Genomic DNA, 12,332 nt, shown 5'->3' with positions numbered 1-12,332 from the left:
GAGCAGGACGACGGTAATGGCCCCGGCCGCCGCCGCGACCAGCGGTGCGAACAATTGATCCCACAACGGCGTCTTCTCCGAGCCGGTGAGGGCCGAGCTGAGTATCAGTGCCGCCGCGACCGGTGTCCCGAACATCGCGCCCACCATGGCCGCGGTGGCGAGCCCGGCCCATGCCGAGGGCGCGACACCCGGGCGTGCACGAACACCGGCGGCGAGCGTGAGAGCCACGGCCAACGCCAATATCGGGTTCTCCGGTCCGAGGCTCACTCCACCGGCGAGTGTGATCACCAGAGCAACAGCGAGGCTGGGAAGCACATTCAGCGGCAGCGGGGGAGAGACGAGGCTCTGTGTCGCCGGATCCGGTCCCGCATGGCCAGGGATCTTCCACACGACGACGCCGACCGCGGCGCCGGTGAGCGTCACGATCACCACCGTCCATCATGCCGCGTCTTCGGGCACACCCATGGCCGACGGCCAGCTCTCCCACAGCAGCCGCTCCAGCCGATCCGCCACAGCGAACACCGCGACAAGCATCACGGCCGAGCCGACACCGATGACCAGTGCCGGCGCCGACATCGCCAACAGTCTCGATGCTGGATGCGCCGGCCTGGCGGTGGCTTCGGCCATCCGTGCCTCCTGTGCCTGTCGTGGGCGGCGGCGCCCTCCCGCAGCCGCGGAGACTCAGGACGCCGCAACGGACGCTGTGCGATCCGCGGACCATGGCCGACAGCGCTCGGCCGGCCTTCGGCCATCGTGCACCTGGCGCATGCGCCGAACGTCACCCCTGGCGGGTGATGCCACCGAGTTGTGTGAGCCGGAACCTGACCGGTGGGCCGTCGCTACCGGACGAGGAGGCTACATGGGCTGGAACGCCTGGCTGTCGCGATTCGGCCGGCCGACGCCGAAGGACGCCGTCTCGGGCTTCGTCGCCGGGCTGTTCAGCATCCCTGAAGGTATGGCGTACGCCAAGCTGGCGGGATTCAACCCTGTCATGGGCATCTACACGGGGATCGTTCCCACCATTGTGGGCTCGATGTTCGCGCGGACCGTGCTCATGGTGACGACCCTCACGAGCGCCATCGCGTTGTCGTCGCAGAGCGCACTGACACAGGCTGGGCTCGATCCGGCCGATCAGAACCAGTTGGCGACGCTTGTCCTGATGACCGGCCTGGTGATGCTGCTGTTCGGCGTCCTGAGGATGGGCGCCGCGATGAGCTTCGTGTCCAACGCCGTCATGACCGGGTTCTCGGTCGGCATCGCCTTGCAGATCATCACCGGTTCGCTCGGCGATGCCACCGGCTACGACTCCGACGTCCACAACAAGCTCGGTCAACTCCTCGACACGATCCTGAACGCCGGATCCTGGGTGCCGTCTGCGGTAGGCGTCGCCATGGCTACTGTGGCCATCTGGGCAATCTGCCGGTCGATTCGGCCCCTGACAGCGGTGGCGATCCTGGTGGCGATGCTGGCGATGACTGCCGTCGTCGGTGTCGCCGGTCCCGACGTCGAGCTGGCCGGTGACATCGCACAGATACCGGCAGGCCTACCGGCGCCGGTGCTTCCCGACCTCTCGGTCGCCTCGGATCTCGTGGTCGGATCGGTCTCCATTGCGTTGGTGGCGCTGGCTCAAGCTGCCAGCATCAGCACCGCGATGCCCAACCCCGATGGGTCGCGGACCAGCATGAACGGCGACTTTGGTGCACAGGGCGCGGCCAGCATCGCCGGTAGCCTCTTTCAAGCGTTGCCGGCAGGCGGCTCGATGTCGCGGACTGGGGTCGCCGCCGGTGCCGGCGCGACCACCAGGTGGGCTGGGATATTCGCAGGTGTGTGGCTTGGGCTCATCGTGCTGACCGTGGGCCGGTACGCGGAGCTGATCCCCATGCCGGTGATCGGCGCCCTGATCGTGGTCATCGGGGCCGAGCTTCTCTGGGAACGGAAAACCGACATCGTGCTCGTCCTGCGCACGTCGTGGCTGTCCAGCCTCGCGATGGTCGTCACCTTTCTGGCGACGACCCAGATCCCGTTGCAGAACGCGATTGTCCTCGGTGCTGTCCTTTCGCTGTTGCTCTACTGCACGCAGGCCGCTCGGCAGGGCAGGCTGACTGCCCTGGTCCGCGATCCGGACGGCGGTTGGCGAGACGTCGACCCTCCGAGGCGCATCGCACCCAACACGGTCACAGTGCTCAACTACACGGGCGTCAGCTTCTTCGCCGAGATCTATCGCCTGGCCGAGCAGTGGCCGGACACGTCCGATGCCCGCGACGCCGTGATTGTTCTGCGCCTGCGTGCCCTGCCAGACATCGCCAGCTCAGCCTTGCTCAAGACGCTCGAACGCTATGACAGCGACCTCGAGCAGCTGGGTAGCCGGCTGCTTCTCGTCGGTGTGCACCCTCAGTTCATCCGTGTGCTCCAGCGATCCGGCTTCGCGGAGCGGCTCGGCGAGGACGGCGTCTTCGAGGAGCGGGACACACATTTCGCCGCAGTCGAAGCCGCGTATGCCGCGGCCGAGGAGTGGCTGCGGCGCGGGCCCCGGGAATCGGCGTAGCAAGAAGGCGCGCAGCGCCTTCCAGGTCAGTTCTCAGGCGTCTGGCTCTGCGGGTGGCTTCGCGTCGTCATGGTTGCGATGCCGGATGAGCCAGGAGTCGGCGAGTGCCTGTGCTCGTCGTGTGGACGCGCCGAGCACCGGTGTCGCTGGAACCGCCCGAACCGGACCGGCAAGGTCGACTCCTCCAGCACGCCGCAACTGCTTGACCAGCTGGGGATCGAGGCCGGAGAGGTAGAGCCGGCTCCCGGACCGGGCCAGTTGTTTCGAGTAGGCGCCAATGACGCGATAGAACGTGGCGCCGAGTGAGACGCGTCCGCGCAGGCGCAAGATGACCGCGGCTCGCTGGGCATGCGTGGGATCGGGCAGGTGCGCTTGCAGCGTTCGTGATCCGGCGTAGAGCAGGCTGCCGTACACATCGAGCAGTGTCACCTTCTCGCTTGGAAGCTCTGCCGGTGCGGGCTGTTCGATGAACCGGCCGTCGTCGTCTTGCACAAGCTCAACCACCTTGAGGTCCATGGCCTCTTGGTTCAACTGCAGCAGCAGGGACAACGCGACGCCGATGCCGACGGCCGCCGCGACGGGGAGGAGCAGTGTCGCAACGAACGTCGTCACCAACGCGATCTCCGACGTGGCACCGGTGCGCCAGATCGTCACGACACCCGATGGGGACAGCGATTTGACGGCGGCGAAGACCAGCACGGCCGCAAGCGTCGGTAGGGGAACCAGGCCTACCAGCCCGGAGAACAGGACGACGATTGGGAGCAGGATGGCGCCGGACAGGATGGCGGACCATCGAGTCCGCGGTCCCACCGCGACGTTCAGTGCCGTGCGGCTCACCGATCCTCCCACCGGCTGACCGCGGAAGATCCCCACGGTCACATTCGCGATGCCCTGAGCGGTGAAGTCACGGTTGATGTCGGAGGAACCGTCGGGATTGGGCGCTGATTCGTTCACGCCTGCGCCTTGGACTAGGACGATCACGGCGACGGCGACCGCTCCGGTGATGAGCTCGAACGAGAACAGACCCGGGTCGGGTAACGCGGGCAGCGGGAGGGACCGGGGGATGTCACCGGAGTCTCGAACCTGGGCGACGTTGTCCAGCCCGAACACGGCGACGACCGTGGTCGGCACCACTAGTGCCAGGAGCGCGCTGACGGCGACCAGACGGGTCCGGGCCAGCCCGAAGAGGATCACCAAGGTGGTGAGGCCGACGACGAGAGAGGCGAAATCCACCCGTCCTGGATGAGTGGCGAGGTCGGCCGCCTTGGCGACGCTGGTGGCACCATCCACGTCGGCTCCGGAGAGATCGGCCAGCTGTCCCAGGAGGATGTTCACCGCGACGCCGGTGAGAAACCCGGTCATGACCGAGTGCGAGACGAAGCGGACATAGCGTCCCAGCCTCAGGACACCGGCGACGATCATCAGCACGCCGACGATGAGCGTGAGCAGAAACAGCGCCTGAGGGCGCTCCGCGCTGTCCACGTGGCTCAAGGCCGATGAGGCCGCCAGGGCGCCGGCGGTCGTCGTCGTGACGATCATCATGCGGGTACTGGTGAACAGGCCACCGATCAGCGGGCCGAAGATGTTCGCATAGAGCCCGTATACCGGGCTGACCCCGACCAGCGCCGCGGATGCCATGCCGTCGGGGACGCCACTGACCGAGTTGGGCACAGCTGCGATCGCGTCGGTGCGCAGGTGACGGCGTTCTGGACGGATATCTCGCAGCCAGCCGCGCGTGGCCACGCTCGTGCGCTGCGCCAAGGTCCGTAGGCGGGCCATGAGCCGACTCTGGTGGCGGGCCGGTGCGCGGTCTTCACCCCGATCGGGTGAGGCTCTGACCGCCGTGGCGCTTGCTCATCGGGCTGGGTGGTTCGGTGGCCGCATGGCTCGTCGTGTCGATGAGGATCACCCGGGCGGGGTGAATCACCCGCGGCGGGTGAGCCTGATCATGCTCGAACCGGGCCATGGTGAAGCGAGCCGCCACACACGTGGTGGTCACACCTGCATATGAGGGAGGTAGCTATGACTGACCAGCGTACGCCGGAGAGCCGTGCACACCGGCCGTCGGCATGGGCGACCGGCGGTGTCGTCTTCGCCGCCACGATGATGATCATGATCGGCGTGTTCCAGGTGTTCCAGGGTCTGGCGGCCATCATCGAAGACGAGTTCTTCGTTCAGACCGCGAACTACGCGTTCGACGTCGATATCACGGCATGGGGATGGATTCACCTGGTCCTTGGTGTCATCGTGGCGATTGCGGGGTTCTACCTGCTGGCCGGGAGCACCGTCGCGGCGGTCGCGGCCATCTCCCTGGCGGCTCTCAGCGCCGTCGCCAACTTCTTCTTCATCCCCTACTACCCGTTCTGGTCTCTGCTGATCATTGCAATCGACGTCTTCGTCATCTGGGCCGTCACGAAGTCCGGCATCTTCGACGCGCCGGGCGTCCGGTAGCCACGCGAACGGTGTCAGGCCTGTTCGGCCTGAGTGGGCGAGGGGGTGTGGCCGCGGAAGCGTGCTGCGCAGATGGGGAACACGAGAACGGACAGGATGCCGGCCGCGGCCAGGGCGGCGGCCCGCTCGGGTTCCAGTACTCCGGTGTCGACGCCGACCGTGGTGATGATGACGACGAGCGGCAGCGCCGTGGCGGCGAGCGCCGCGAGTGCCACGTTGTCGCGCAGGGCCAGGACGCCGCGGTGCAGGAGGAACGTCGGGATCCCACGGACGACCAGAAACAGCACCAGGAACAGGGGCACCGTGGCCAGCGCCCAGACGTCGGAGGCCAAGCTCTCGACGTCGAGTCGCACACCGCTAACGACGAAGAAGATCGGGATGAGGAAGCCGTACCCGATACCTTCGAGCCGGCCGTGAACGATCTCCGTCTCGACCGGATCGCTGGACTCGAGGGAGAGATGGACCAGGATGCCGGCGGTGAACGCGCCGAGTACCGGATCCAACCCGAGCCATTCCGCCAGTGCGAACATCGTGATCACGACCAGTACGCACAGCCGCACCGCAACCTGAGCGCTGGTGCCGAGTGTCGTGGTGACGACCCGGCCGAGCCGGGGATGCCGCGGTTGGCGTGCGAGCCAGGCGCCGGCGAGGGCTAATGCGGCGAACAGAGCTAGCACGGCGATGGTGTGCCGCGGACGCTCGCCGCTGAGGACGAACGCGATCGCGATGATGGGACCGAACTCCCCAACGGTTCCGACGGCCAGCACCCGGTCGCCGAACGGGGTGGCCGCGGCGCCGCTGTCGCGGACGATCGGCACGATCATGCCGAGGGCCGTCGTGGTGAGGGCCAGACCGATCACCAGGCCGGTGGTCCCACCGGCGACCATCAGGCCCACAGCTAGGCCGATCACCAACGAGGCGGTCCATCCCCATCCCGCCCGACGGAGCGGATCGCCGCGCACACGGGCGAACTCGATCTCGTACCCGGCGAGGAACATCAAGAACGCGAGTCCGAGATCAGCCAGGACAGCGATCACATCGGTGTCGCTCACCAGGTCCAGGACCTGAGGGCCGACGAGGATGCCGAGCAGGATCTCCACGACAACGGAAGGCACGGCCACCCACGCACGCAGGCGATCCACCATGAAGGGTGCGGTAACGGCCACGAGGAAGACCACGACGAGCATGGTCAAGGTCTCCTGCGCCACGGTGCGCTCTCAGCTCAGCAACTTCGCCTTGGCAGCGGCGAACTCCGTGTCCGACAGAACTCCTTGCGCGTGCAGTTCGCCGAGTTTGCTGAGCTTGGACGTCATGTCCTCGACGTTCCCGGTCGCCGTAGGCACCGTCGCTTGCTGTGGTGGTGCCGTCGCCGGCATCGGGGAGGCCTGAGCTTGCTGGGCGTAGTAGGCATCGGCCGCGGCCCTGTCCTGGACACGCCGGTCTGCGGCTCGCGTCATGGAACGGTGAACAGCGGTCGCCGTCCCCGTGATCGCCGCCGTGCGGGCCATGGTTCCGAGCAAACCAGGCCGTCCCATTCTTCTGATCATGGCAGGCTGACCTCCTCGAGCATGCTTCTCAGCTCGTCCACGGCGGCGGCGGGCACCCGCTGCGAGTCGATCAGCCGTCCGTTCGCGTGGCTGACTGCGCTCGCCAGCCGTGCCGCCCACGAATGCTCGAACAGCATCATGCCGACCGAGGAGTCCGGCTTCAGCTCAGCCGCTATGTCCTCGACGTCTTCCGCCCCGAGCAGCCCCGCAGGCTCGCCGACGAGCTCGGCCAGCTGGACGTCGTCGGCCTCGGTGGCTTCCAGCCACTGAACGGATCCGTCGGCCTGTTTACGGATCAGGATCACGTCCAGAAGCTCGATGGTGTCGTTGTCGACCAGTCGTGCTAGCTCACTCACGATCTCGCCGGTGAACTCGTTGCCCGGGAACTCGACGAGGACGAGTTCCACGGGCCCGCTGTCGTCCATGCTGTCCTCCCAACAGGGTGCGTCCCTCACTCCGGCGAGAACGCCTCGCGGAGCCTCTTCTCCTCGTGGCCATGTCGTATCTCTCGCGGTGATGAATCATGGCCATGCTCCTCGCCGCCGACCGGGTCGGCTTCACCCGTATCGGGTGAAGCCGAACGCTGGGTCACAGCAGGCCGAGCACGCGGGCGCGTTCCACGGCCGCTCGACGGCTGCTGACGTCGAGCTTGCGGTAGATCGCCTTCAGATGCGTCTTGACCGTGTTGAGGCTCACCACGTGGGCATCGGCGATCTCTGTCAAGGACAGCAACGACGGGAGGTCATGGAGGAGGCTGATCTCACGCTCCGTGAGTGCCTCACCGCCCGCAAACGGCGGCACGGTATCCGATGCTTCTTGGAAGCCGTGCAACGTGTGAATCACGTCGCTGACAAATCGCTCGTGGCGGCCGAGGCGGCCACGGTGAATGCTCAGTAGCCTTTTCACCCGGTCGGAACTCGTCGCTACGTCGCGTCGCGCGTCGCGCGGCGAGGCACGATCCAGCGCCTCGATCAGCGCATCGTGCGCCCTGGACGGTTGGTTGTTCACGTCGGCCATGTGCGCGGCGAGCAACCACCCGGCGATGTCGGCGCTGACACACTCGCAGCATCGTCCCTCCGCGAGCATGGTCAAGAGCTTTTCGATCCAATGGTCCCAGCGGCCTCGATGGAGATCGGCCAGCGCGTGCATCACCAGGGCGTCCGCGGTGTCTGGGAGGATCATGTCCGCCCTGACCACCACCTCGTCGATCCAGGATCCGTCCCGCACACCCATGGCCAGCTGTAGCTCTGTCAGACAGTGTTTGCTGAGGCCCTGAGCTGGAACTGTGATGGCCCGGGCTGCGTCCCACACACGTCTGAGCCTGTTGCGCGTGCCTATCACATCGCGTTCGCGGACGAAGTCGACGTAGACCTGCAGCGCCTCGACCGAGAACCTGACCTGAGGTTCCACGTCACCATCGACGGCGCGTGCCAGCGACACCATCGTGTCTGCTCCGTCGAGATCCAGAGTCTCCCACGATGCCCAAGCGGCCATGAGGTAGACGGGCACCATTGGCGTCGCCGACGACAACCCGCGGCGATCGGCGAAGTCGATGGCATCGCGAACCCGCGCATACGTTCGTTCGGCGTTGCCGGCAGCGCCCGCGCTGATAGCGAGATGCGCCATGCAGTCCAAAGCCAGGAAGTCGAAGTGGTGTCGGCTGGCTGCGTCCAGCGCCTCGCTGAGTTCGGTATCCGCCCGTTCGAAGTCGCCCGAGATCAGATCGATGATCCCGTGGTTGATCGCTATCAGCAGGCCCAGCTCCGGCCGATCCGCCGTCGTCCGGGTCCTCGGCGCCAGCGGTGCGGTCCCGTCGGACGGCTCGCCGGCCGGTCGGACGCCGCCCACGCGCGAGCGGTAGAGGAGTACGGCCGAAGCGAGGTCACGCGTGTCGGGATCGTCGCCCGCTTCCAGCCTTGGCAGCGCGCGATCGAGATAGTCCTGTGCGGAACCTATGTCTCCCGAGCTGAGCGCGGTGACTGCGCCGAGTAGTGAGATCTCTGGTCGGTCGAGAGCTGTGACGGGAACCAGTCGCAGGGCGCGTTCGACGGGGCGAGGGTCTCCGGACAGGACGAGCTGAAGCCCGTGCTGGCTGAGCAGGTGTACCACGGCCGCCCAGTCGGCGGACTTCGTGGCGTGGTCCAAGGCCGCGCCGTCGAGTCCGTGCTGATCGAACCAGCCCGAAACCTTGGCATGCAGGGCGCGTTTGGCCTCAGCGTCACGGCGGTCGAGCTCCGCGAGAAGATAGCTCCGGAGTAGTGAGTGCAGGCGGTACGTCGGAGAAGGCGCATCTTCGCGGTAGACGAGAACATTGTCGTGGGCCAGCTGTTCCAGCACCGCACCGGCGTCGGAACGGCCGGACAACTCGTCGGCCAGCTCGATCGTCAGCCTCTCGGGTACGGCCACCGCGAGCAGCAGGTCTCGTGTTGCCTCGGTTTGGTGCGACAGGACCTCAGACACCAGATAATCGGCTACCGGACGCTCGTCGCCGGCGAATCGTGCGAGATGTGCTTTCGGCTCGTCAGACCGGGTCAGCGACAGCGCGGCGAGTTTCAAGCCGGCCGCCCATCCTTCGGTCCGGTCGAGGAGAAGATCGACGTCGTGATCATCGAGGCACAGATGATGGCTACGCAGGAGCGTCAACGTCTCTTCGCGGTCGAACGCCAGGTCCGCGGACCGAATCTCAAACGCGGTCTCGTTGAGCATCATCCGTGCCAGCGGGAGCGGGGGATCGTAACGGCAACCGATCATCAGCTTCAGGTTCTGCGGAGGATTGCGCAGGAGTCTTGTCAGCCCGTCCAGCGCATCTCTCGTCACGAGTTCGTGCACATCGTCGAGGATCAGCCAGAGCCGGGTCGGTAGCGCCTCGACCGCATGGCAGAAATCGGCCAGGAACCCGGAGGTTATCGGGCGGGTCGGGGCGAGCCCGGCCAGCGCATCGTTCCTTCCGTTCGCCGTGCGCACAGCGCGGTCGCATGCGCCCAGAACACCTGACCAGAGGACGACCGGATCGTTGTCGTCTGCATCGAGCGACAACCATCCCACGCACTCGCCCTCGTCTTGGAGCTGTCGTCCACGGCGTGCCAGCAGCGTCGTCTTTCCGGAACCGGCCGGCGCAGATACGACGGTGACGAACCGCGATGAATCCTCGTCGATCCGCATTGCCTGCAGGAGGCGGTCACGCGCAACGACGTTTCCGAGCGTCTGCGGTATCCGCAGTCTCGACCCCATCACATGCGAGCGCAGGCCCGTACCCAATCCGCCACCCACATCGCGATGCTACTGACACCCCGACAAGATCGCTATCAATTCGAGACATTTCACCCGATGTAGGTGAATGCATGACCAAACGCAACCCTTGAGGCGACCAACTGCCGTATAGCGTGTCGAGATTGGGCATCTACGACGAGGAACGTATGGCGGAGATCGCTCCCCACGTGCGCGTCGTCACGTGAGACCGGACACCATGAATGACGAGGATGTGCGAGAAGAAGCGTGCCGGCCCTCGCCGCAGCGATCAGAATCGCTTTCTGCTCGAGTCCAAGTGTCAGTACAGCGATATCAGTACACCGATCTGACGGAGGAGACATTCATGGCCACCTTCAGGACAACCCTGTGGGCGAGCGGCGGCAACAATGTCGGCATCGTTGTCCCGGAAGAAGTCGTACTCGGCTTCGGGCGCGGCAAGCGGGTACCCGTCGTCGTCACCATCGACGGCGATTACACCTACCGCAATACCATCGCCTCGATGGGCGGAAAGTTCCTGATCTCGTTCAACGCTGCCACCCGGGAGGCGACCGGGCGTGGCGCTGGGGACGAGGTCGAAGTCACCCTCGAGGTGGACGACGCCCCACGCACGGTCGAGGTGCCTGAAGCCCTGGCCGCGGCGTTCGCCGAGAACCCGGCTGCTGCCGAAGCCTGGAAGTCCCTGTCCTACAGCAAGCAGCGCCAGCACGCACAGCCCATCGTGGACGCCAAGACCGAGGAGACACGGGACCGCCGAGTACAGAAGGTCCTGGCCGCGCTCAGCTGAACGCCGGTGCCCGGCCGACGCCTCGGCCGGGCACCAAGGATCATCGCTTACCCGGACGCGCCCCTGCCGCGCTCCTGGAAGACGTACAAGCCTCCGTTGCGGTCGGATCCGTAGATCCACGGCTGGTCGGGGATCTTGTCCACGCCCCAGAAGTCGTGCGGGTTGCCGCCGTTGGACTCCAGGAACTCCTCGGAGTTGTCGAAGTACCGAGCGGTCTGGGTCGGACTGCCGGGGTCGGTGACGTCGAGGACGAACATGCCGTCCCAATACCAGGACACGTACGCCTTGACCCGGCCGTCATCGTTGGTCTCGACGATGACGTTGTGGACCGAGTACGTGCCGAGCGGGTCGCATTCGGGGATCGGGGTGGGCGAAGCACTGCACTCCGTGTCGAATGTCGACGCCAGCTCCGGGTTCTCCGGATCGGAGTAGTCCCAGATCCGCAGGCCGCCCCACGGAGTGTCGTCCGTAAGGTGGTTCGCGATCACGACGGCGTCGGCGCCTGCCGCATCGGCGTTGAAGTTCTTGTCCCGGAAGGGGCACTCTCCCCTCCGGACGACGGCTATGCCGCCGTCGGCGATGGCGTCGGCGTTGAGGACCTCGTCACCGTCGCAGGCTCGGCCGATCCACACGATGTCGCCGCTCACCGGCCCGACATCGTCGAACTTCGGCTGGTCACCGGCGAGCTCCACTGCTGGATAGGTGCTACCGGCCAGCGGTCCCGAGGTCACCTCGAGGCTGTCCGCGTCGACTGTGCCCGCATTCCCGGTCTGGCTGGCCTCGATGTCGTCGCCGGCGGATGTGCTGACAGCGGTGCCGGGAAGCGGGGCGGCTGGGTCACCTTCGCCGAAGGTCAGGCTGCCCGGCGGCTGGACCGTCACCCAGGCGGCGAAATCCTCCTCGCCTTCCACCACGATGGTGCCGTCTTCGCTCGGCCACATCGAATGGCTGTTGACCTCGCCGTCCAGGGAGCCGTTCTCGGGATCGAGCGCGATCGACACCACTTCGGGGTTGGCGGGGTCGCTGATGTCCAGCAGGACGAGACCTGCGTCCCAACCGGCGGCGTACATCAGGTTCCCATCGTCGGTGACCGTGATGTCGTGCACGGACCGGATCGTCGAAGATCCGAAGCCCGGTGTGGGTCCCTCAGGGTCGCCGAGCACCCACCAGTTGATGTGGTCGACGAGCACGTCCGGATCTGTCTCGTTGTACGGGTCGTCGCTGCAGAAGTCCTCCTCGCACAGGAGCTCGGGCCCCCACGCGCTGACGAACTGCGGGTTCGCCGGGTCGGTGATCTCGTAGATCTGAGTGCTGCCGAACCACGCGTTGCCGTGCGTGGCGAGCGCGACGTAGTCGCGGGTGCCCTGCGTGAACAGGAACAGGTTGTGCACGCCCCGGTTGACAGCGCCGAACTCGGTTCGCAGGACCTCGTTGGGCTCGTCGATCCGTACCGTCGCCAGATGCACGGGATTGCGCGGGTCGTCAGCGTTGTAGACCTCGAAACCGCCGAGGCCGCCTTCCCCGCATGTCTCGTTGGTGTGTACCAGGATGTCGCCGGAGTTCATCGTGGCGACCTTGACGTCGTTCGACCGGCTTCCCGGCTCCGACTCGATGATGCCTGCGAACGACGGCCTGTTCTTGTTGCGGACGTCCCAGACCCAGATACCGGCCTCGGGCTCGCCCCCGCAGGGGCTGTTGAACGTGCCCGTGTAGGCGAAGCGGCCGTGTGCCCAGACGTCCGTGGTCGCGTTCTCGT

Annotated in this window: 10 protein-coding genes and 1 pseudogene; 3 read left to right on the top strand and 8 right to left on the bottom strand. The window is 66.3% G+C overall.

Annotated features, from left to right (window positions below):
- Window positions 1-627 (bottom strand): annotated as a pseudogene (locus ELR45_RS36665) (voltage-gated chloride channel family protein); the annotation flags it as partial.
- A 232-nt stretch (window positions 628-859) separates the two neighbouring features.
- Here ELR45_RS36665 and ELR45_RS03510 point away from each other — a divergent pair.
- Window positions 860-2,545 carry a SulP family inorganic anion transporter gene (locus tag ELR45_RS03510; protein ID WP_129663539.1) on the top strand — a complete coding sequence of 562 codons (1,686 nt, stop codon included), beginning with the start codon at window positions 860-862 and terminating at the stop codon, window positions 2,543-2,545.
- Between the two features lie 33 nt (window positions 2,546-2,578).
- On the opposite strand, the gene ELR45_RS03505 is transcribed toward ELR45_RS03510, so the two are convergent.
- A complete protein-coding gene (locus ELR45_RS03505) occupies window positions 2,579-4,324 on the bottom strand; it encodes a SulP family inorganic anion transporter (protein WP_129663537.1) in 1,746 nt (581 codons plus the stop codon).
- Between the two features lie 34 nt (window positions 4,325-4,358).
- Window positions 4,359-4,544: a hypothetical protein gene (locus tag ELR45_RS03500; RefSeq protein WP_129663535.1), complete on the bottom strand. Its 186-nt coding sequence runs from the start codon at window positions 4,542-4,544 to the stop codon at window positions 4,359-4,361.
- Between the two features lie 23 nt (window positions 4,545-4,567).
- Here ELR45_RS03500 and ELR45_RS03495 point away from each other — a divergent pair, with 23 nt between their 5' ends.
- Window positions 4,568-4,996, top strand: a complete 429-nt coding sequence (locus ELR45_RS03495) for a DUF7144 family membrane protein (protein WP_129663533.1) — start codon at window positions 4,568-4,570, stop codon at window positions 4,994-4,996.
- 14 nt (window positions 4,997-5,010) lie between these two features.
- Here ELR45_RS03495 and ELR45_RS03490 read toward each other — a convergent pair whose 3' ends face one another.
- From ELR45_RS03490 to ELR45_RS03475, 4 genes are all read right to left on the bottom strand, one after another.
- On the bottom strand, window positions 5,011-6,204 hold the full coding sequence (locus ELR45_RS03490) for a cation:proton antiporter (protein ID WP_205855802.1): 1,194 nt from the start codon (window positions 6,202-6,204) through the stop codon (window positions 5,011-5,013).
- Window positions 6,205-6,213: 9 nt separating this feature from the next.
- Window positions 6,214-6,531 carry an SHOCT domain-containing protein gene (locus tag ELR45_RS03485; RefSeq protein ID WP_129663531.1) on the bottom strand — a complete coding sequence of 106 codons (318 nt, stop codon included), beginning with the start codon at window positions 6,529-6,531 and terminating at the stop codon, window positions 6,214-6,216.
- Between the two features lie 8 nt (window positions 6,532-6,539).
- On the bottom strand, window positions 6,540-6,968 hold the full coding sequence (locus tag ELR45_RS03480) for a DUF6325 family protein (RefSeq protein WP_129663529.1): 429 nt from the start codon (window positions 6,966-6,968) through the stop codon (window positions 6,540-6,542).
- 163 nt (window positions 6,969-7,131) lie between these two features.
- Window positions 7,132-9,813 (bottom strand): winged helix-turn-helix domain-containing protein, encoded by a 2,682-nt coding sequence (locus ELR45_RS03475; protein WP_129663527.1) that lies wholly within the window; start codon window positions 9,811-9,813, stop codon window positions 7,132-7,134.
- 322 nt (window positions 9,814-10,135) lie between these two features.
- Here ELR45_RS03475 and ELR45_RS03470 point away from each other — a divergent pair, with 322 nt between their 5' ends.
- Entirely contained in the window at window positions 10,136-10,576 is a 441-nt protein-coding gene (locus ELR45_RS03470) for a YdeI/OmpD-associated family protein (RefSeq protein ID WP_129663525.1), read from the top strand.
- Between the two features lie 47 nt (window positions 10,577-10,623).
- Here the strand turns inward: ELR45_RS03470 and ELR45_RS03465 are convergent.
- On the bottom strand, window positions 10,624-12,332 hold a 1,709-nt coding region (locus tag ELR45_RS03465; protein WP_165367443.1), incomplete at its 5' end, for an LVIVD repeat-containing protein.

Source organism: Phytoactinopolyspora endophytica, assembly GCF_004138495.1.
Classification (GTDB): Bacteria; Actinomycetota; Actinomycetes; order Jiangellales; family Jiangellaceae; genus Phytoactinopolyspora; species Phytoactinopolyspora endophytica.
The sequence above is the reverse complement of the archived record's forward strand: the minus strand, read 5'-3'. Positions and strand labels throughout refer to the sequence as shown.